The 20,373-nt window shown below is 66.4% G+C and carries 19 protein-coding genes and 1 tRNA gene; 10 read left to right on the top strand and 10 right to left on the bottom strand.

Features of this window, described 5'->3' with window-relative positions; translation table 11 throughout:
- Positions 1 to 111 precede the first annotated feature (111 nt).
- The 3 genes from C7I84_RS00205 (at position 112) to C7I84_RS00195 (ending at position 3,414) form a co-directional block, all read left to right on the top strand.
- A complete protein-coding gene (locus tag C7I84_RS00205) occupies positions 112 to 1,164 on the top strand; it encodes a branched-chain amino acid ABC transporter substrate-binding protein (RefSeq protein ID WP_106770136.1) in 1,053 nt (350 codons plus the stop codon).
- The gene (locus C7I84_RS00200; protein WP_106770135.1) at positions 1,164 to 2,180 is read left to right on the top strand and encodes a P1 family peptidase; all 1,017 of its coding nucleotides are present in this window, start codon (positions 1,164 to 1,166) and stop codon (positions 2,178 to 2,180) included. The genes C7I84_RS00205 and C7I84_RS00200 overlap by 1 nt, the downstream gene beginning before the upstream one ends.
- 181 nt (positions 2,181 to 2,361) lie before the next feature.
- Entirely contained in the window at positions 2,362 to 3,414 is a 1,053-nt protein-coding gene (locus C7I84_RS00195; protein ID WP_106770134.1) for an aldo/keto reductase, read from the top strand.
- A gap of 58 nt (positions 3,415 to 3,472) precedes the next feature.
- Here C7I84_RS00195 and C7I84_RS00190 read toward each other — a convergent pair whose 3' ends face one another.
- The 3 genes from C7I84_RS00190 to map all read right to left on the bottom strand — a co-directional run bounded on the left by C7I84_RS00190 (position 3,473) and on the right by map (position 5,610).
- Positions 3,473 to 3,841, bottom strand: coding sequence for a four helix bundle protein (locus C7I84_RS00190; protein WP_106770133.1), 369 nt, complete (start codon positions 3,839 to 3,841; stop codon positions 3,473 to 3,475).
- A 103-nt stretch (positions 3,842 to 3,944) separates the two neighbouring features.
- Complete coding sequence (gene radC / locus C7I84_RS00180; protein WP_106770132.1) at positions 3,945 to 4,688, bottom strand: RadC family protein; 744 nt, start codon at positions 4,686 to 4,688, stop codon at positions 3,945 to 3,947.
- Positions 4,689 to 4,782: 94 nt separating this feature from the next.
- Positions 4,783 to 5,610, bottom strand: a complete 828-nt coding sequence (gene map / locus C7I84_RS00175) for a type I methionyl aminopeptidase (RefSeq protein ID WP_106770131.1) — start codon at positions 5,608 to 5,610, stop codon at positions 4,783 to 4,785.
- Positions 5,611 to 5,969: 359 nt separating this feature from the next.
- Here map and C7I84_RS00170 point away from each other — a divergent pair, with 359 nt between their 5' ends.
- Positions 5,970 to 7,067: a calcium-binding protein gene (locus C7I84_RS00170; protein WP_106770130.1), complete on the top strand. Its 1,098-nt coding sequence runs from the start codon at positions 5,970 to 5,972 to the stop codon at positions 7,065 to 7,067.
- 56 nt (positions 7,068 to 7,123) lie between these two features.
- Here C7I84_RS00170 and C7I84_RS00165 read toward each other — a convergent pair.
- From C7I84_RS00165 to phaC, 3 genes are all read right to left on the bottom strand, one after another.
- Positions 7,124 to 7,199 (bottom strand) — tRNA-Glu (locus C7I84_RS00165).
- A gap of 64 nt (positions 7,200 to 7,263) precedes the next feature.
- Positions 7,264 to 8,415: a D-Ala-D-Ala carboxypeptidase family metallohydrolase gene (locus tag C7I84_RS00160; RefSeq protein ID WP_245428264.1), complete on the bottom strand. Its 1,152-nt coding sequence runs from the start codon at positions 8,413 to 8,415 to the stop codon at positions 7,264 to 7,266.
- A 310-nt stretch (positions 8,416 to 8,725) separates the two neighbouring features.
- Entirely contained in the window at positions 8,726 to 10,570 is a 1,845-nt protein-coding gene (gene phaC / locus C7I84_RS00155) for a class I poly(R)-hydroxyalkanoic acid synthase (protein ID WP_106770129.1), read from the bottom strand.
- A 121-nt stretch (positions 10,571 to 10,691) separates the two neighbouring features.
- Here phaC and C7I84_RS00150 point away from each other — a divergent pair, with 121 nt between their 5' ends.
- The 3 genes from C7I84_RS00150 to C7I84_RS00140 all read left to right on the top strand — a co-directional run bounded on the left by C7I84_RS00150 (position 10,692) and on the right by C7I84_RS00140 (position 13,693).
- On the top strand, positions 10,692 to 11,048 hold the full coding sequence (locus tag C7I84_RS00150; RefSeq protein ID WP_106770128.1) for a hypothetical protein: 357 nt from the start codon (positions 10,692 to 10,694) through the stop codon (positions 11,046 to 11,048).
- A gap of 70 nt (positions 11,049 to 11,118) precedes the next feature.
- Complete coding sequence (locus C7I84_RS00145; RefSeq protein WP_106770127.1) at positions 11,119 to 12,336, top strand: LL-diaminopimelate aminotransferase; 1,218 nt, start codon at positions 11,119 to 11,121, stop codon at positions 12,334 to 12,336.
- 43 nt (positions 12,337 to 12,379) lie between these two features.
- Complete coding sequence (locus C7I84_RS00140; protein ID WP_106770126.1) at positions 12,380 to 13,693, top strand: homoserine dehydrogenase; 1,314 nt, start codon at positions 12,380 to 12,382, stop codon at positions 13,691 to 13,693.
- 17 nt (positions 13,694 to 13,710) lie between these two features.
- Here C7I84_RS00140 and C7I84_RS00135 read toward each other — a convergent pair whose 3' ends face one another.
- The gene (locus C7I84_RS00135; protein ID WP_133170040.1) at positions 13,711 to 14,400 is read right to left on the bottom strand and encodes a hypothetical protein; all 690 of its coding nucleotides are present in this window, start codon (positions 14,398 to 14,400) and stop codon (positions 13,711 to 13,713) included.
- Between the two features lie 144 nt (positions 14,401 to 14,544).
- Between C7I84_RS00135 and glpX the strand changes: the two genes are divergently transcribed.
- Together glpX and recJ are read left to right on the top strand one after the other, a co-directional pair.
- On the top strand, positions 14,545 to 15,516 hold the full coding sequence (glpX, locus tag C7I84_RS00130) for a class II fructose-bisphosphatase (RefSeq protein ID WP_280954208.1): 972 nt from the start codon (positions 14,545 to 14,547) through the stop codon (positions 15,514 to 15,516).
- Between the two features lie 22 nt (positions 15,517 to 15,538).
- Positions 15,539 to 17,329: a single-stranded-DNA-specific exonuclease RecJ gene (gene recJ, locus C7I84_RS00125; RefSeq protein WP_106770124.1), complete on the top strand. Its 1,791-nt coding sequence runs from the start codon at positions 15,539 to 15,541 to the stop codon at positions 17,327 to 17,329.
- A 22-nt stretch (positions 17,330 to 17,351) separates the two neighbouring features.
- Here recJ and C7I84_RS00120 read toward each other — a convergent pair whose 3' ends face one another.
- The 3 genes from C7I84_RS00120 to folE form a co-directional block, all read right to left on the bottom strand.
- On the bottom strand, positions 17,352 to 18,308 hold the full coding sequence (locus C7I84_RS00120; protein WP_106770410.1) for a patatin family protein: 957 nt from the start codon (positions 18,306 to 18,308) through the stop codon (positions 17,352 to 17,354).
- Between the two features lie 96 nt (positions 18,309 to 18,404).
- Positions 18,405 to 18,857 (bottom strand): phosphoribosyl-AMP cyclohydrolase, encoded by a 453-nt coding sequence (hisI, locus tag C7I84_RS00115; protein ID WP_106770123.1) that lies wholly within the window; start codon positions 18,855 to 18,857, stop codon positions 18,405 to 18,407.
- A gap of 34 nt (positions 18,858 to 18,891) precedes the next feature.
- On the bottom strand, positions 18,892 to 19,530 hold the full coding sequence (folE, locus tag C7I84_RS00110) for a GTP cyclohydrolase I FolE (protein ID WP_106770122.1): 639 nt from the start codon (positions 19,528 to 19,530) through the stop codon (positions 18,892 to 18,894).
- 387 nt (positions 19,531 to 19,917) lie between these two features.
- Between folE and C7I84_RS00105 the strand changes: the two genes are divergently transcribed.
- A complete protein-coding gene (locus C7I84_RS00105) occupies positions 19,918 to 20,364 on the top strand; it encodes an iron-sulfur cluster assembly scaffold protein (protein WP_106770121.1) in 447 nt (148 codons plus the stop codon).
- The last annotated feature ends 9 nt before the right edge of the window (positions 20,365 to 20,373 follow it).

Raw genomic sequence — 20,373 nt, 5'->3', positions numbered from 1 at the left:
ACCGGTACGCGCGAAATCGCCGGTTGCGCCGGCCGCATGCCGCCGTTACCAGTTTGCTCCGGCGCGCGGTCCAGGCGCGCGGAATCGGGCTTCGAAAGGACAGTCGGCCTCATGCTGCTTGCCAAGACGGCGATGGCGTTGCTGGCTCTGGTCCTGGCCGGAGAGGCGGCGCGTGCCGAGGCAGTCCGCATCGGCGTCGCCGCGCCGCTGAGCGGCCCTTCCGAACTGCTTGGCCGCCAACTCGTGAACGGCGCTCGCGCTGCCGCGGGCGACGCCATGCTCGATGTGGCGGACGATGCCTGCACGGGCGAGGGCGGGGCGGCGGCGGCGCGTCGTTTCGCCGAGGCGGAGGTGAAGATCGTCGTCGGTTTCCTCTGCACCGAGGCGATCGAGGCGGCGCTGCCGATCCTGAAGGACGCCGGCATCCCGACGATCACGCCAGGCGTGCGCACCGACAGCCTGACCGACCGGCGCGACAAGACCGGCTGGCTGGTCTATCGCCTGGCACCCCGCGCCGACGCCGAAGGCCAGGCCTTCGCCTCGCTGCTGGTGCCGCTTTGGCGCGACAGCCTGTTCGCCATCGTCGACGACGGAACCATTTATGGCCGGGACCTCGCCGAGACCTTTCGCGGCGCGGCCGAGCGGCGGGCGCTGAAGGCAGTCTTCGTCGACACGTACAGGCCGCAGATGGACAATCAGATCGGCCTGGTCGGGCGGCTGCGCCGGGCAGGCGCCGTCAACGTCATGGTCGGCGGCGACCGCGACGACGTCGCCGCCATGACGCGCGACGCGGCCGCGCTCGGCGCGCCGCTCACCTTCGCCGGCGGCGAGACGCTGCGCTCGGCTTCCAACGGGGTCGCGCTCGCCGCCGGCACGCTGATGATCGGCCTGCCGGAATGGTCGGACATCGCCGACCAGGCCTCCCTTGTAGCCCTAGCCGAGCGCCATGTCGTGCCGGACGGCTACGTGCTGCCTGCCTACGCGGCTATGCAGGTGGCGGTCGCCGCCGTTCAGGCCGAGCCGTCGGGAACGCCGACGCTGGCCGGCCCCTACGACACCGCGCTCGGGAGGATTATGTTCGACGGCAAGGGCGACCTCTCCGCAAATCCCTATCGCCTGTTCCGCTATGACGGAACGCGCTTCGTGCCGCTGGAGGAGCCGTGATGGACCGCGCCGGACCGCGCAACTTGATCACCGACGTTGCCGGGTTGAAGATCGGCAATGCCGCCGACGCCGGCCTGAAATCGGGCGTCACCGTCGTCGTCTGCGAGGAGCCGGCGGTGGCCGGCGTGCAGATACTCGGCGGGGCGCCGGGGACACGCGAGACCGATCTTCTGGAACCGCACAATTCCGTCCAGGCCGTCAACGCGCTGGTGCTGGCGGGCGGTTCGGCTTTCGGGCTCGACGCCGCCTCCGGCGTGCAGGCGGCGCTGCGCGAACAGGGCATCGGCTTCGAAGTTGGCGGGTTTCGCGTGCCGATCGTGCCGGCTGCCATCCTGTTCGACCTGCGCAACGGCGGCGATAAGCAATGGGGCCGTTTTCCGCCCTATCGCGAGCTCGGCTACCAGGCCGTCGCGGACGCCGGCACCGACTTCGCGATCGGGACGGCAGGCGCCGGCACCGGCGCGCTCAGCGCCGGGCTCAAGGGCGGGCTGGGCTCCGCCTCGACCGTGCTGGCCAACGGCATCACCATCGGCGCGCTGGCGGCGGTCAATCCCACCGGTTCGGTGACGATCGGGCGCAGCCGCCATTTCTGGGCGGCACCCTTCGAGATCGGCGACGAGTTCGGCGGCCTCGGCCATCCCTCGCCGATGCCCGCCGATGCGACCAAGGTCCGGCTGAAATTCCGCGACAAGGCGGAACTGGCGAACACCACCATCGCGGTGATCGCCACGGACGCCGTGCTCACCAAGGCGGAGGCCAAGCGGCTGGCGATCGCCGCGCATGACGGTTTTGCCCGCGCCATCTGGCCAGCCCATACGCCGGCCGACGGCGACCTCGTCTTCGCGTTGGCGACCGGCCGCAGCGGCAAGGTGTTGGCCGCCGACGAGGCGATCGACCTCTATGCCGCGGCCGGCGCGACCATGGCACGCGCCATCGCGCGCGGCGTCTTCGCCGCCACGCCGGCAGAGGGCGACCTGTTTCCGGTGTGGTCGTCCAGGACGGCATGGAAGCCGTAGCTGTCGAAATCCGCTGGCGATCGCGAACTTCGTGCAGAGTAGAGAGGGCTGCGCCAAGCCATTTCGAAATGGTCGCTCGGAACTTCCAGGCTCAAGGACTTGGGCTGCCCGTCTTTTCGCGATAGGTTGCGGCCGGACATTCGTTCCGCTCCCACATCCCAAGCATTTCGGAGAATTCGCCATGGAGAAGCGCCGCCTCGGCCGTACCGACCTGCTCGTTTCGAGAATCTGCCTGGGCACCATGACCTGGGGCCAGCAGAATACCGAGGCCGAAGGCCACGCCCAGATGGATATGGCCTTCGAGCATGGCGTGAACTTCCTCGACACGGCCGAACTCTATTCGATCCCGCCCAGGGCGGAGACGCAGGGCAGCACCGAGCGCATCGTCGGCTCGTGGATGAAGGCGCGCCGCAACCGCGGCGACGTGATTCTCGCGACCAAGGTGGTCGGCCGCACGGCCATGGACTGGTTCCGCGGCGATCGCCCGTCGCGGCTGGTGCGGGCGGACATTCTCGATGCCATCGACAAGTCGCTGGCCCGCCTTGAGACCGACCATGTCGACCTCTACCAGATCCATTTCCCCGAGCGGCAGGTGCCGTGGGGTTCGAACCCGACGCGCGTCGGCAAATGGCCGGCCGGCCGCGACGAGGACGAGACGCCGATCGCCGAGACGCTGTCCGTCTTCGACGAGCTGGTGAAGGCGGGAAAGATCCGCCATCTCGGCGTTTCGAACGAGAGCTCCTGGGGCGTCATGCGCTTTCTGTTCGAGGCGGAGCAGGGGCGGGGGCCGCGTGTCGCCTCCATCCAGAACGCCTACAATCTGCTCAACCGCACCTTCGAGGTGAATCTCGCCGAGGTCGCCGACCGCGAGGATGTCAGCCTGCTCGCCTATTCGCCGCTCGCGCAGGGCTATCTCACCGGAAAATACAATCACGGGGCGCGGCCGGCCGGCGCGCGCACGACGCTGTTCAACCGCGGCCAGCGCTACGAGACGCCGCACGCCGCCGAGGCGATCCTCGCCTATTGCGATCTGGCGCAGTCGTTCGGCCTGGAGCCGGCGCTGTTCGCCGCCGCCTTCGTGCTCAGCCAGCCTGTCGTGACCTCGAGCATCATCGGCGCCACTAGCATGCCGCAGCTCGAGACGGCGCTGGCCGCCGCGGAGGTCCAGTGGACGAGGGAGATGCAGGAGGCGGTCGACGGGCTGCACCAGCGGTTTGGCAATCCGTGTCCGTGAGCAGTAGGGCAGTAGGGCAGTAGGGCAGTAGGGCAGTAGGGCAGTAGGGCAGTAGGGGTTATTCGTTCGAGAGTTTTCGAATCAGGAGCCGCAGCAATTTTCCAACGCTTTCGCTGCTATCCATAAGAGGGCGTATGGTGTCTCGCCGAGCTATGTCTATCCGTTCGGCAATCAACAGATGGGTCTCCATTTCCTTCAGCGAGCCCTGTGCAATTCTCAAGAACTGCTGATAGGAGCCGAGATTTTCGCGGCCGTAGCCTTCGGCGATGTTGGCCGGAACAGAAGCGGCGGCCCGACGAACTTGGCTTGTCAGCCCGTAGAGTTCTTCCTTCGGCCAGGTTCTGGTGGTGGCATACACAGCCACGGCCAAATCCATCGCCTGCTGCCAGACGACGAGATCCCTGTACGAATCAATTCGCTCGGGCATTCTTTTCCTACTGCCCTACTGCCCTACTGCCCTACTGCCCTACTGCCCTACTGCCCTACTGCCCTACTGCCCTACTGCCCTACTGCCCTACTGCCCTACTGCCCTAAATCAGCAGCAGCCCCTTCATGCTGGCATGCGCCTTCTTGCCGATGATGATGTGGTCGTGAACCGAAATGCCGAGCGGCTTGGCGGAGGCGATGATGGTCTTGGTCATCTCGATGTCGGCGCGCGACGGCGTCGGGTCGCCGGAGGGATGGTTGTGGACCAGGATGACCGCCGTCGCCGACAGTTCGAGGGCGCGGCGCACCACCTCGCGCGGATAGACGGGCGTGTGGTCGACGGTTCCCGTCTGCTGGACCTCGTCGGCAATCAGGGCGTTCTTCTTGTCGAGGAACAGGATGCGGAACTGCTCGCGGTCCTCGAAGGCCATTGCGGCGCGGCAGTAGTCGAGCACCTGCATCCATGACGACAGGATCTCGCGGCCCTTGATCTCGCCGCGCGCCATGCGCTGGGCGGCGGCGGCCACGATCTTGAGATCGAGAGCCGCGGCTTCTCCGACATCCTCCACCTCGCGCAGCAGATGCTCCGGCGCGCCGAGCACTTCCGCCAGCGAACCGAATTTCTTCAGCAGAACCTTCGCGCGCGCCTTGGTGTCGGCGCGCGGTATCGAACGGAACAGCAGCAGTTCGAGCAGTTCGTAATCGGCAAGCGCCCCGGCGCCGGCCTCGCGGAAACGCTGCCGCAGCCGGTCGCGGTGCCCGGCATGATGCGGCTTCGGCGGCTTGGCGGAGCCAACGGCCAGCGGCTGCTCGCCGAAGGAACCGCGTTCGTCGTCCTTGTCCGCCATGTCCGCCCCCACGGTCGAGATGTGAGCTTACCATGATGGCTTTGGAAGGAAACGGTGCTTTGCCGGAGCGCGAAGGCTGCTGGCGAAGCGCGCCTCAGCCGGGCAGGCCGGGGCGGTCGAGGCCGGCGGGCGACAGGGTGAAGACCTCGCAGCCGCCGGCGGTCACGCCGACCGTGTGCTCGTACTGCGCCGACAGCGAGCGGTCGCGGGTGACAGCGGTCCAGCCGTCCGACAGCACCTTCACATGCGGACGACCGAGATTGATCATCGGCTCGATGGTGAAGATCATGCCGGGCCGCATCTCGACGCCCTCGTTGGCATTGCCGTAGTGCAGGATGTTGGGCGCGTCGTGGAACAGCCGGCCGACGCCGTGGCCGCAGAAGTCGCGCACCACCGAGCAGCGCTCGGCCTCGGCGAATTTCTGGATCGCCGCGCCGATCGCGCCGGTGCGGGCGCCGGGCTTCACCGCCGCCACGCCGCGCATCAGGCATTCGTGGGTCACTTCCAGCAGGCGTTCGGCCGCACGCTTGATCGTGCCGACTGGGTACATGCGGCTGGAATCGCCATGCCATCCGTCGAGGATGTAGGTGACGTCGATGTTGACGATGTCGCCCTCGCGCAGCGGCTTGCCGTCGGGGATGCCGTGGCAGACGACATGGTTGATGGAGGTGCAGGTGGACTTGGTATAGCCGCGATAGTTCAGCGTGGCCGGCAGCGCGCCGTGGTCCATGCCGAACGCGAAGACGAAGCGGTCGATCTCGTCGGTGGTCACGCCCGGGGCGACGATGCCGACCAGTTCGTCCAGGCAGCGCGCGGTCAGCTGGCAGGCCTTGCGCATGCCGGCGAACGCGTCGTCGCCATAGAGCTTGATCTGGCCGGTGTTGCGGGCCGGCGCGGCGTCGGCGTCGAGATAGATGACCATGGCTTCGTCGGACGTGTCGGGTTCTTGCAAGCGTGAAAGTTGAACAGTCGCCTCATGTGACACCGGAACGCCAAAGCTTCAAGGGCAAAGCGTGGCAACGGCTCCGCGGGAGGCCTGATGGAAGCGATCAGCTCGCCGGCCCCGCGCGCTTGGATCTGCGGAGGGGCTTCGGCCATTTTGCTCCGCCATGCGACGGAAAATCTGAATTTCTTGCGAAAATAAACTTCAGGATGTCCGCTTTATCTGGAGGCTACTGCAAAAACCATCGTTGATCTTGCCTTCCATTGCCTTTCGGTCCATGCTGAGCTTGGGGCGAAACCAGGGAGCGGGATGAGTGATCCCGCCGCGGGAGACGTTTCATGCCCACGATGACGCAGTTCGCGCCCGGCAATCCGGAGACGCTGTTCACCAACATCACCACCCGGTCGGGCCAACATACCTTTGCGGGCGATTCGACCTATTTCAACTTCGGCTACGGGATATTCTCGATCGAGGGTATCCATCTGCAGGTCCTGGGGACCGGGCTCAGCGGCTACTACGACGACGAGGAATGGTATCCCTACAACACCGGCACAGTGACGGGCTTCCGCATCGTCACCGCGGAGGGCTATGCGGTGGCCGAGATGACCGGCCTCGCGATCACGGTCAACGACTTCTACGGCTTGTTCGTCTACGGCAATGCCAGCACGCTGCGGACATTCATCGAGGGCCAGGCCTGGACCTTCAACGGCAGCGCCGCGGCCGACACCATCACCGGCGGGCTGTCGGGCGACGAGATCAACGGCAATTCCGGCAATGACAGCCTGTTCGGCCTGACCGGCAAAGATGAACTTTTCGGCGATGCCGGCAACGATACGCTCACCGGTGGCGCGGGCGGCGACTTCCTCGCCGGCGGTACCGGTACGGACACGGCATCCTACGCCGGCGCCGCCCAGCGCGTGATCGCGAGCCTTGCCAATCCGGCGGTCAATGCCGGGGACGCCGCCGGCGACACTTATGAATCGATCGAGCGGCTGGTCGGCTCGAACTTCAACGATTATCTGTACGGGGCCAACGAGACCAACGACATCATCGCCGGCGGCGCGGGCGCCGACACGCTCAAGGGCTACCGGGGCAACGACACGCTGTATGGCGGCAACGGCGCCGACAATTTCGTCTTCAACTCCCCGCTGAACGCGGCGACCAACGTCGACACGATCAAGGATTTCAACGGCGCCGATACCATCCAACTGGACAACGCCTATTTCGCCGCGCTGGCTGCGACGGGCGCGCTCGCGCCCGAACGCTTCAAGAACCTCAACATCGCCGCAGTGGATGCGGACGACCGCATCCTCTACGACCAGGCGGCGGGCAACCTGTTCTACGACAGCAACGGCTCGGGCGCCGGCGGCAGGGTTTTGTTCGCCCACATCGACAATGGCTACGCCATGACGTCGGCGGATTTCGTGGTGATCTGAGGCGGCAACGGCATTCCAGGCCATCGGCCGAACGGTGCCGGCAATCGCGATTGCGATGGCACGCCCAACGGGAATCGAACCCGTGTTTCCGCCGTGAAAGGGCGGCGTCCTAGACCGCTAGACGATGGGCGCAGCGACGCGGCTTATAGTGGGCTTCCAACGGGTCGGCAACCCGCGTCGTCAAAGTTTTTCGGCCTTATGAACCGCGCCGGCAGCGCCAGTTCCAGTCGCGCTCCGGCCCGATGTCGACATGCACGGAATTGGTGTGGCAATAGGTGCCGACGCCGCCACGGCCCTGCATGGAGCGGGCGAATTTGGCCAGCTCCCACTTGCTGACGCCCGGCACCTGGATGTCGGCGGCCGCGCAATACATGTGCTGGGAGTTCTTGGCGCCGCGCACCCGCATGTTGTAGGAGCGGCTGCGGTATCCTGACGTCACGATCAGCTTCCTGCCGAAGCGCCGCTCGATCGTCTTCAGCACGCGCACCAGCGACGGCTTCAGGCAGGCGACGTCGACGCTCTCCGTCTGCTTGAGCAGGCCGTTCGGCGCGAGCCGCGCCATGCCGGCTGCCGATGCCAGGATGACGCCCGGACCTTCTTCCTCGTGCAGGTCGATGTCACTGTCGTCGTCTATGCCGGACTTGCGCTTGATCTCGAACAGCGCGGTGGTGCGCACGCCGGGCAGGCCGTTGCCGTTCTCGCCGCCCAAGGAAGCCAGCTGGACCGGTTTGCGGTTCGGTGCCGCTTCGAGGTCGATGATGGGTTTGGCGGTTTTTTCCGCCTCGCGCTTCGTCTCGCCCGCTTCGGCGGCGGCCCGGGCGGGGCGGTTCTCGATGAAGGTCTTCGCCTGGTCCCTGGCGGGGGTGGCGGCCGAGTCGCGATCCTGGCGGACGATCGGCGAGGGAGCCGCGGATGCCGGCGTGGAGCCGAAGAAGGAGAGGAGCCCCTTCTTCTTGGGTGGCGGCGCTGCGGTCTGGGGCCATTCGGCGGCGCTGGCGACCACCTGTGCCTTGGCTTCGCCGGCAGTCTTGTCGTTTGCGCCCGGCCTGGCGGAAGCGTCCGCCGTCTGCGCCGGCTGTTCGCCTTCCGCCCCTGCCGACTGGATGGCGCCTGGCTCGGCCGGCTTCTCCGCGGCGGCGGCTTCGGCCGGCGCCGCGGCGGCCTCGGCCGTCTGCTGCGCGGGTTTCGGCTGCTGCGTGGAGGTAGCGGGAACGGCGGCAGCCCGGGCAGGGAGCTCGGCGTCGCCCTGAGCTTCGGTCGCGGCCGTTGCCTTGCCGGAGCTGGCCAGGCGGTTGGTGCCGTCGGCAGGCGCGGGCGCCGTCATCGCCGCCGAATTGAAGCCGTTCACATCGAGATTTGGATCGGTCGCGGACGTGCAGGACGCGAGCAGGACGGAGACCAGGGCTCCGATGACGGTAAAGCTTCCCCCTCGTGCGCTACGTTGTCCCCGTACTCGCAAACCGAAATCCCTCGCGTGGTGCCGGTCCCGCCCGCCGGCATAGTATCGATTTCAACTATGAGTCACGCCTTCGAGAGGCGCACGCGTGATTCGTGATTTTTAACCAGAATCCAGCTAGGGAGCAAATGAGGCGGCATCATGGTCGCGCCATGATTCTGCCGGCTTTTTAGGCAGTGGCCGCCGGCCGCGGGCGGCTGCCTCACACGCGCACCTTGACATAGGTTCCCGGCGCGTCGCCGAGGACCTTGCCATGCGCGCCGGGCTTGCGCGCCGGCACCTTCTTCGCGTCCTGCCGCTCGATCCATTTCTGCCAGTGCGGCCACCAGGAGCCCGCATTCTCGCTGGCGCCGGCAACCCACTCGTCAAAACTGCCCGTCGCCCGGCCGCCGGTCCAGAACTGATACTTGTTCAGCGCGGGCGGATTGACGACGCCGGCGATATGGCCCGAGCCGGCCATCACGAACTCCACCGGCCCGCCGAAAAATTTCGACCCGACGAAGACCGAGCGCGGCGGCGCGATGTGGTCCTCGCGTGTGGCAAGATTGTAGACCGGGATGGTCACGTCGGCGAGCGAGAGCTGCCGGCCGGCGATCTCCATCCGCCCCGCGGTGAGATTGTTCTCCAGATAGCAGTTGCGCAGGTAGAAGGAGTGGTTGGCTGCGGCCATCCGGGTGGAATCGGCGTTCCAGTAGAGCAGGTCGAAGGGCAGGGGATCCTTGCCGCGCAGGTAGTTGTTGACGAAATAGGGCCAGATCAGGTCGCCCGAGCGCAGCATGTTGAAGGCGGTCGCCATCTTCGTGCCTTCGAGGAATCCCTTCTCGTTCATGGCACGCTCGAGCGCGGCGATCTGGTCCTCGTCGACGAACACCTTCAGGTCGCCCGCATGGGTGAAGTCGACCTGGGTGGCGAAGAATGTTGCCGAGGCGATGCGGTCGTCGCCCTCCTGCGCGAGCAGGGCGAGCCCCGCCGCCAGCAGCGTGCCGCCGACGCAGTAGCCGATGGCATTGACCTTCTTCTCGCCCGTCGCCGTCTCCACGCAGTCCAGCCCGTATTGCAGCCCTTCGCGGACATAGGCCTCCCAGCCCTTCATGCCGTGCCGCTGGTCGGGGTTGACCCAGGAGATGACGAAGACCGTGTGGCCCTGGTCGAGAGCCCAGCCGATGAAGGATTTCTGCGGGTTGAGGTCGAGGATGTAGTACTTGTTGATCCAGGGCGGGCAGATCAGCAGCGGCCGCTTCAGCACCTTGTCGGTCGTCGGCTCGTATTGCAGGATCTCCGCCACGTCGCTGCGGCCGATCACCTTGCCGGGCGTCACGGCGACGTTGCGGCCGATCTCGAACGGCGTGTAGTCGGCCTGACGGAGTTTCAGGTCGCCACGCCCGGCCACGATGTCCTCGGCCAGCATCTTCATGCCGCGCACCAGGTTCTCGCCGCTGCTGGCCACCGTCTCGCGGAACAGTTCGGGGTTGGTGAGGATGAAATTCGACGGCGACAGGGCGTTGGAGACCTGCTTCACATAGAAGGACGCCTTGTGCTTGGTGTGCTCGTCGAGGCCTTCCGCCTGCTCGACCAGATCGCCCGCCCAGCGGGAGGTGACGAGATAGGCCTGCTTGAGGAAGTCGAAAAAGGCGTTGCGGCCCCAGTCCGGGTCCAGGAAGCGCTTGTCACCCTTGTCCGGCTTCACCGCGTCGGCGGCCGGCTCGCCGCCCGCCTTATGGATGGCGCTGGTCCAGACGTTCATGTATCCGGCGAACAGCCGCGTCTGCGCCTCCAGGGCGCGCTGCGGATCGGACAGCCAGTATTCCGTCAGCTTGGAGAACGTCTTGACCATGTCGACGGCCGGCTCGGCGACGGTGTCGCGCACTTCGCCTTTCTCGCGCGGCTCGGCCCAGGCGGCGGCGGCCTTGCCGGCCTGCTCGACCATGCGGGCGATGTTGAGGGCGAAGCGTTCCGGATCCTTGACGAGGTACTGCTCCACGGATGCCGTCTCGGCGCCATTCCTGTCGGCAGCGCCCGGCTTGCCCGCATCCGAAGTTTTGTTCATGCCGTCCACGGTCCTCCCGGGGCTTTTCCCAAGGCTTTTTATTGACATACTAGCATGACACATTCGAAAGGGTCCAACGTCGACTCACGGCGTTCGACTAACGGGGACTTCGGAAAAGATCATGACGGTCGGGTACAAATCCTCTCCGGCGGCCATGTGCCGCGCCGGTCTTGCGGCCGTGCTGGTCTCCATCCTTGCCGGCTGCGCTTCGAGTGCTTCCGATACGGCGATGCCGCTGGTGCCGCAACGCGGCCCGCTGAATACCGGCACCTATCCGAATCTCAACGTGCCACCGCAGGTCGCCGCGCCGCCGATGACGGACGAGGACAAGGGCAGGGTCACCGCCCGCATCCAGTCGGCGCAATCGGCCCAGGCGACCTCCGGACGTGGCGTCGGCACGACCGGCGATCCGCGGCGCCTGCAGAAGCTCGCCGAAGAGCATGGCGGCGACACGCTGAAGGCGATAGAGGCCCAGTGACGGCCTCGACCGCTGCCGACTTTGGGTATATAGCGCGCGCAACGCTGCCCTCCCTTTTCTTGGAACGACGATGGAAGAGTTTCACAAGGTTCGCCGGCTTCCGCCTTATGTGTTCGAGCAGGTCAACCGGCTGAAGGCCACAGCCCGCGCCAATGGCGCCGACATCGTCGATCTGGGCATGGGCAATCCCGACCTGCCGACGCCGAAGGCGATCGTCGACAAGCTGTGCGAGGTGGTGCGCGACCCGCGCACCCATCGCTATTCGTCGTCGCGCGGCATTCCCGGCCTGCGCCGCGCCCAGGCGAACTACTACGCCCGCCGCTTCGGGGTGAAGCTCGACCCGGAGACCGAGGTCGTCGCCACGCTCGGCTCGAAGGAAGGCTTCGCCAACATGGCGCAGGCGATCACCGCGCCCGGCGACGTGATTCTCTGCCCCAACCCGACCTATCCGATCCATGCATTCGGCTTCATCATGTCGGGCGGCGTCATCCGCTCGTTGCAGGTGGAGCCGGACGACGGCTTCATCCCGGCGCTCGAGCGCGGCATCCGCCATTCGATCCCCAAGCCGCTGGCGCTGATCCTCAACTATCCGTCCAATCCGACGGCGCTGGTGGCGAGCCTCGACTTCTACAAGGACGTCGTCGCCTTCGCCAAGAAGAACGACATCATCATCCTGTCGGATCTCGCCTATTCGGAGATCTATTTCGACGGCAATCCGCCGCCTTCGGTGCTGCAGGTGCCCGGCGCCATCGACGTCACCGTCGAGTTCACCTCCATGTCGAAGACATTTTCCATGCCGGGCTGGCGCATGGGTTTCGCCGTCGGCAATGCCCGCCTGATCGCGGCGCTGACGCGGGTGAAATCCTATCTCGACTACGGCGCCTTCACGCCGATCCAGGTGGCGGCGACCGCCGCCCTCAACGGCGACGGCTCCGACATAGCGGAAGTGCGCGACGTCTACCGCAAGCGCCGCGACGTGATGGTCGACGCCTTCGGCCGCGCCGGCTGGGATATTCCGGCGCCGGCGGCCTCGATGTTCGCTTGGGCGCCGATCCCCGAACCGTTCCGCCATCTCGGCTCGCTCGAATATTCCAAGCTGCTGATCGAGCATGCGGACGTCGCGGTGGCGCCGGGCATCGGCTTCGGCGAGCACGGCGACGACCATGTGCGCATCGCGCTCGTAGAGAACGAGCACCGCATCCGCCAGGCCGCGCGCAACATCAAGCGCTTCCTGAGCACCGCCGCCAAGCAGCCCAACAATGTGGTGCCACTGGTGGCGCGGCGCTGATCGCATCATTCAAGTCGACGGATTTTCAGAGGGCGGACCGGTCATGGCCGAAGCTTTGCGTATTGGGGTGGCCGGTCTCGGCACGGTCGGCGCCTCGGTGGTGCGGGTGATCGCGGAAAAGCAGGCGGAACTCGCGCGCCAGTGCGGCCGGGAAATCGTCGTGACCGCGGTGTCGGCGCGCGACACCAGCCGCGACCGCGGCATCGACCTGTTCCGGACCGCCTGGTTCGCCGACCCGGCCGAACTCGCCGCCAATGCCGAGATCGACGTCTTCGTCGAGCTGATCGGCGGCGATGACGGGCCGGCGCGCGCCAGCGTCAAGGCCGGGCTCGAGGCTGGGCGCCATGTCGTCACCGCCAACAAGGCGCTGCTTGCCAAGCATGGCGTCGCTCTGGCGGAGATCGCCGAGCGGAAAGGCGTGCTGCTCAACTACGAGGCGGCGGTGGCCGGCGGCATCCCGGTGATCAAGACGATGCGCGAGGCGCTGGCCGGCAATACGGTGAACCGCGTCTTCGGCATCCTCAACGGCACCTGCAACTACATCCTCACCCGCATGGAGGCGGAAGGCATTTCCTTCGACGAGGTGCTGAAGGACGCGCAGCGGCTGGGTTATGCCGAGGCCGACCCGACCTTCGACATCGAGGGCCAAGACACTGCGCACAAGCTGTCCATCCTGACCAGCCTGGCCTTCGGCACCAGGATCGCGGCCGACGACATCTATCTGGAAGGCATTTCCAACATCACCCAGGCCGACATCCGCGCCGCCGCCGAACTCGGCTACCGCATAAAGCTGCTCGGCGTGGCGCAGCGCACCGAAAGCGGCATCGAGCAGCGCGTGCACCCGACCATGGTGCCGACGGCGTCGGTGATCGCGCAGGTGCATGGCGTGACCAATGCGGTGGCGATCGAAACCGACATTCTCGGCGAACTGCTGCTGTCGGGGCCGGGCGCCGGCGGCAACGCCACCGCCTCGGCGGTGGTCGGCGACATCGCCGACATCGCCAAGAGCCGGCCGGGTTTCCAGCACGGCCCGGTGTTCGGCCGGCCGGCCAAGGAGCTGAAACCCTACAAGCAGGCGAAGATGCGCAGCCACGAGGGCGGCTATTTCATCCGCCTGACCGTGCACGACCGCGTCGGCGTCTTCGCCGCCGTCGCCAAGCGCATGGCCGACAGCCAGATCTCGCTGGAATCGATCGTGCAGCACGCCTCCGACCTCGGCGACGCGGCGCTGAAGACGGTCATCCTGGTCACCCATGAGACGACCGAGGCGGCGGTACGCAAGGCCGTCGACGGCATCACCAAGGACGGCCATCTCGCCGACAAGCCGCAGGTGATCCGCATCGAGCGGGCGGATTAGATACGTCCCGGCAGCGTCTATTGAATGCTTATGTCGGTAAGCATCCACGTTCCTGCGTCGTCGTTGTATTTCATATCCACGATGTACACCGACCTGATTTGGGCACCGAAGCTGTTCTGCGCGTCCACCCAGGCAATGACCCGGAAAGCACAGCCCGGCTTGGTGGAGACGGCGACCTGATCGTCCGTGTACCATGGGAATTCGGCAGTCGAAGGCGCCTTGAGGTTCCGCCTGACGAATTCCTGCGACATCACGAATGCCATGGTCTTGTCGGCACATTTTTCGACGAGCTCGGCGGCCTTCTCGGCCACCATTCTGGCCGCCTGCTCTTCGGCGTCCCGCTTGCGGCGCTCAGCGTCCAAGGCTGCCTGCCTGGCTTCCTCTTCGGCCTTCCTTTGGGCGTCTTGCGCTGCCTTCTTTTCGGCGGCAGCCTTTGCACGTGCACTCTCGGCATCGGCCAGCGCCTTTTTCGCGGCTTGCGCCTCCTCCAGGCCATCGCGTGAGCTCAGGCCATAGTCGAGATAGAGCAGTTGATTGCACACGATAATGCCGACGAATGAGCAAACGAACACGGCGGCCGAGATCGCGGACTGTCGGATGCCGCTCCTGCGCCATCGAGGGAGAATAATTCTCAGTAGCGAAACAACGAGCCAAATTCCCGAGATCGGCCAGATAATCAGGCCGATCAGCAAACCAGTCTCGAACATGGTATCCCCCCAATCGAGATGGATCTCGATTGAAGCGTCTGCCCGGGATTTTCGCAACGGGTCTTGCTGTTGCCTGGTTACTTTGCCAAGAAGATCCGGTTTCGACCCCGCCGCCCGCCATTTCGTTTCAAGGACATTCACGCGGTGACCAAGAATTCCAGCCTCGACCGCATCCTGACGATGGAAGCCGTCCGCGTTACCGAACGCGCCGCGATCGCCGCCGCGCGGTTGCGCGGCCGCGGCGACGAGAAGGCGGCCGACGACGCGGCTGTCGCCGCGATGCGCACCGAGCTCGACCGGCTGCCGATCCGCGGTACCGTGGTGATCGGAGCGGGAGAGCGCGACGAGACGCCGACGCTCTATCTCGGCGAGACGCTGGGAGGCGGCGAGGGACCGGAGGTCGATATCGCCGTCAGACCGCTCGAGGGCGCCACCGTCTGCGCCAAGAACCTGCCGAACGCATTGTCGGTGATCGCGGTGGCCGACAAGGGCAGCCTGCTGTTCGCGCCCAACATCTACATGCAGAAGATCGCGATCGGACCTGGCTATCCCGCCGGTCTGGTCGACATCGACGCCCCGGCGGAAGATAATATCCGCAGTCTCGCCCGGGCGAAGGGTGTTCCGGTGGGCGAGATCACCGCCTGCATTCTTGACCGCCCGCGCCACTCCCGCCTGATCGAGGCGGTGCGGGCGACCGGTGCGGCGATCCGGCTGATCGGCGACGGCGACGTGGCCGGCATCATCCACACGACGGAGCCGGAAGAGACCGGCGTCGACATCTATCTCGGTTCGGGCGGCGCCCCGGAAGGGGTGCTGGCCGCCGCCGCCCTGCGCTGCATCGGCGGGCAGATGCAGGGGCGGCTGATCTTCGACACTCAGGAAAAGCGCGCGCTGGGCGCACGAACGGGTATTGCCGACTTCGACCGGGTCTATGGGGTCGAGGACATGGCGAAGGGCGACGTGCTGTTCGCCGCGACCGGCGTCACCGACGGCAACCTCTTGTCCGGCGTCCGCTTCGGCCGCACCGCGATTGCCACCGACACGATCGTGCTGCGCTCGTCGTCGCGCACCGTGCGCGAGATCAGGGCGCGCCACAAAGACCTGGAGCGGGTGTGAGGACGGATCGGGCGCAGCCGACATGACTCCCGAAAAACGCCTCTTCCTCGGCGTGCGCCGCTCGGCCGCTGGGGCGGCCTGGGCGCACCGGCTGAGCGAGCGCCAGGAAATGACGGCGCTCGCCATCGCCCAGGGGCAAGGCGTGCCGGAGATCGTGGCGCGCTTGCTCGCCGGCCGCAACGTCGCGACCGACGCCGTGACGAAGTTCCTCGACCCGACCATCCGCGACCTGCTGCCGGATCCGGCGACGCTGACCGACATGGAGGCTGCGGCCGATAGGCTCGCCGCGGCGATCGAGCGGCGTGAGCGGGTGGCGATCTTCGGCGACTACGACGTCGACGGAGCCGCTTCCTCGGCAATGCTCAAGCGGTTCCTCAATCATTTCGGCATCGAGTCCGAAATCTATATCCCCGACCGCATTTTCGAGGGTTATGGCCCCAATCCGGATGCCATGCGCGAGCTGGTTGGGCGCGGTGCCCGGCTTGTCGTCACCGTCGACTGCGGCACCAACAGCGCGCCCTCCATCGAAGCAGCGCGCCAGGCCGGAGCGGATGTGGTGGTGCTCGACCATCACCAGGTCGGCGGGGCGCTGCCGGAAGGCGTGCCGGTGGTCAATCCGAACCGAGACGACGACCTTTCGGGGCAGGGCCATCTGTGCGCGGCCGGTGTCGTCTTCCTGGCGCTGGTGCAGACGGCAAGGGTGTTACGGCAACGCCGCCCCGATCTGCCGCCGCCCGACCTGCTGTTCATGCTCGACCTAGTGGCGCTGGCGACCGTCTGCGACGTGGTGCAGCTCACCGGCGTCAACCGCGCCTTCGTCGTCAAGGGCCTGCTGGCGATACGGCAGCAGCGCAATGTCGGCCTGGCGGCGCTGGCAAGGACGGCGCGCGTCGGCGAGCCGATCAACGTCTTCCATCTCGGCTTCCTCATCGGCCCGCGCATCAATGCCGGCGGCCGCATCGGCGATGCGGCGCTGGGCAGTCGCCTCCTGGCCACCGACGACCCGGTCGAGGCCGAACGCATCGCCGAGGTGCTCGACCGCCTGAACGGCGAGCGGCAGGCCATGGAGCAGGTTATGCTGGAGCAGGCCCGCGCCGAGGCCGACGCCGAGCTCGCCGGCGGTGTCGGCCCCGCGGTGATGGTGACCGGCAACGACGGCTGGCATCCTGGCATCGTCGGTCTGCTTGCGTCGCGGCTCAAGGACCATGTGCGCCGCCCCGCCTTCGCCATCGCTTTCAACGCCAACGGCGTCGGCACCGGCTCGGGCCGCTCGGTGGCCGGGTTCGACCTCGGCCGGCTGGTGCGCGGCGCCTTCGAGCGCGGGCTGATCGACAAGGGTGGCGGCCACGCCATGGCGGCGGGCATCACGGTGCAGCGTGCCCGGCTCGGCGAGCTTCGCGCCTATTTCGAGGAGCAGGCGGCGGCCGACGTGTCGCGGCTGCGAGACGAGGAGACGCTGCTGGTCGACGCGGCGCTGTCGGCCGAGGGCGCGACGCAGGCGCTGCTCGACGCGCTGGAGCAGGCGGGCCCATTCGGCGCGGGGTATCCGGCGCCGACCTTCGTGCTGCCGCGCCACCAGCTGCGCGACGTGCGGCCGGTCGGCGGTTCGCATCTGCGGCTGGACCTGCGCTCCGATGCCGGCGGATCGCTGCAGGCGATGGCTTTCCGGGCCGCCGGCACCGAACTCGGCGAATTCCTGGGCAGGAGCCGCGGCGCCCGCATCCATGTCGCCGGACAGGTGCAGGCGAACTACTGGAATGGCGCCCGCAGCGTCCAGTTCAGGATCGTCGACGCGGCTGAGAGCCCGATGTGAGGTTGAGCGGCGGGCCTGTCGCTCAGGCGAGCACACTCTGCAGCCGGATGAGCTCGCCGAGCCGCTCCTTGGTGGTCTCGTAGCCGATGCGGATCGCCTCGTCGGCGCGATAGAATTCCGACAGGCCGATATGGCCGAGCTTGGGCTGCAGTGACAGATCCGGCGGGTCGCCGGCCAGCCGGGCCCGCGAGATGCGGTCCTGGATAATATTGAAGGCCTCGACCATGACGCCGCTGATGCCGAGCCGCGACTCATGCTGGATGCCGGGAACGCGGCGGCCGCCATTGGTCTCGACCACCAGCTCGCCGGCGCTGTGCTTGATCACCGCGGCGCGGCCGAACAGGTCGTAATGCAGGTTGACCGCCACCACCAGCGGCTGTTCGTAGGCGCGGCAGACCGACACCGGCACCGGATTGACCAGTGCTCCGTCGACCAGGACGCGCTTGTTGGCGGTCACCGGCTCGAACACGCCGGGCAGGGCATATGAGGCGCGCATGGCGGTGATCAGCGAGCCGCTGGACAGCCAGATCTCGTGACCGGTGCGGATTTCCGCCGCCACGCAGACGAACGGCTTCGGCAGGTCCTCGAAGGTCATGCCGTTGAGGTGCTGCTGCATGCGCGCGTCGAGCCGCATGCCGCTGAACAGGCCGTTGCCGCCGAAATTGAAGTCCAGCAGCCCGAAGATGCGGCGCTTGGTCAGGCTGCGGGCGAATTCTTCCAGCTGGTCGAGCTTGCCGGCGAGGTAACAGCCGCCGACCAGCGCGCCGATCGAGGTGCCGGCGATCATGCTGATCTCGATGCCTGCCTCGTCGAGCGCCCTGAGCACGCCGATATGGGCCCAGCCGCGCGCCGCGCCGCCGCCGAGGGCAAGCGAGATCCCGGTTTTCTTGACAGGCTTGCCGTCCTCCGGCGCGTGCGAGGAAAAGCCGTCCGCTTCGCTGACCCCGGGTCTTCCCCTGAACGACGCCCAATCGAGCATCTTCAACTCCCAAGCCTCCCGTTCATGCTTTTAACGCCCGCAGCGTATCGAAAGCATGAAGCAGGTTGGTTTTCAAACCGGAAAGAGATGGGCCAGTCAGCCGTGTGCGTGTGGCGCAGACGCATTCGTCAGCACCGCGCTTCCATCGTCGCGCAGGCCAGCTTCCCCGTCCGTGATTTCGACAATCCTGTAAAAACAAGAACGCCGCCCGGTGTGACAAGTTGCACCGTCGCCCGCTACTTTGACACTCAGCCAGATCGCGTCCTGATCGCAATCGGCCCGCATTTCGACCACTTGCTGAACGTTGCCCGACGTTTCCCCCTTTTTCCACAAGGATGCACGCGATCGTGACCAGAAATGGGCAATGCCGGTTTTGAGCGTGAGCGCCAGCGCTTCGGCGTTCATGTGGGCGACCATCAGCACCGTGCCGTCGCCGGCATCGGTCACCACGGCGGTCACCAGTCCGTTGGCGTCGAAACGCGGCGTCAGCGTGCCGCCCGCCTCGAGCAGCGTCTTGTCGGAAGGCGGGGCAGGGAACCTATCCGGCATTGCCGGCTCCTTGTCTGAAGCCGGTGGGCTAGGGTCAGCCGCCCTGGCCCGCCCGGACCATTGTCAAGAACCGGATCTGTTCTTCGGGATTGTCCTTGAACACGCCGGTGAAGGTGGAGGTCAGGGTGCTGGAGCCCTGCTTGCGGATGCCGCGCATCGCCATGCACATATGCTCGGCTTCGACCATAACGGCAACCCCGCGCGGGTTGAGCACCTCCTGGATGACGCCGGCGATCTGCGCCGTGAGCGCCTCTTGCGTCTGCAGCCGATGGGCGAAGATGTCGACGACGCGCGCGATCTTGGAGAGGCCGACCACCTTGCCGTCGGGCAGATAGCCGACATGCGCCCTGCCGATGATCGGCACCATATGGTGCTCGCAATGCGAGTGGAACTTTATGTCGCGCACGATCACCAGGTCGTCGTAGCCGGCGACCTCTTCGAAGGTGCGGCCGAGCTCTTCGGCCGGGCACATGTCGTAGCCGTTGAACATTTCGAGAAAGGCCTTGGCGACCCGTTTCGGCGTGTCCCTCAAGCCCTCGCGCTCGGGGTCGTCGCCGGTCCAGCGCAGCAGCGTCAGCACGGCCGCCTCGACTTCGGCCTGCGAGGGGCGGTTGGTCGCCGGCTTGTCCATGTAGTCGGACCGCGGCATGATCTTCTTGACGACAGCGTCCATGAAAGGAGTCTCCCGTAGTCGCTCTCTCTGGAGCGACGAGTTGAACGGACCACTGCCTTTCGCGGCCACCTGACCCTGCGGTGTCCGAAAAGCGGCAATACGGCATGTCCGAGCCTGCGACCCGGACCGGATCATTATATAAGGGGCGCAGGCGTCAATGAAAGACGCCGGAATGACACAGTCCGCTTGCGCCATGGCCTTCGGGCGGAATGGCAAGCGTGATTTCGGCGAAAATCATTCGGTTGGCCTGCCGCATCGAGCCCGGCGCTTCACTGGCGAGGCCCGACCGGCGAAAATGTGCATGCGGGGATTTGCCTGACGCACTATATAGGTGACCGAAGGCTGCGAGCGGCGCCGACCGCCGACAGTGAGCAATGGATCGCGATCATGATCGACGACGTCTACAACGCGAAAATCCTTGGCTTTGCCGGCAATATCGGCCGCATCGGCCGGCTGGCCGATCCCGATGCGACGGCGCGGGCGCATTCCAAGCTGTGCGGCTCGACCGTGGTCGTAGACCTGTCGATGCGCGATGGCGTGGTGACCGATTTCGCCCACGACGTGAAAGCCTGCGCGCTCGGACAGGCCTCCTCGGCTATCATGGCGCAGAACGTCGTCGGTGCGACCGCCGACGAGTTGCGCGAGGTGCGCGAGGCGATGCGAAAAATGCTGAAGGAGAATGGTCCGCCGCCGATCGGCCGTTTCGCCGACCTCAAATATCTGGAGCCTGTGCGCGACTACAAGGCGCGTCACGCCTCGACCATGCTGACCTTCGACGCCGTGGTGGACGCCATCGGCCAGATCGAGCGCAAGCAGGCCGAGAAGGCGGCCTGACGCCGGAAC

The organism is Kumtagia ephedrae, from assembly GCF_003012745.1.
Classification (GTDB): domain Bacteria; phylum Pseudomonadota; class Alphaproteobacteria; order Rhizobiales; family Rhizobiaceae; genus Kumtagia; species Kumtagia ephedrae.
This window is presented reverse-complemented; position numbering and strand designations above follow the sequence as displayed.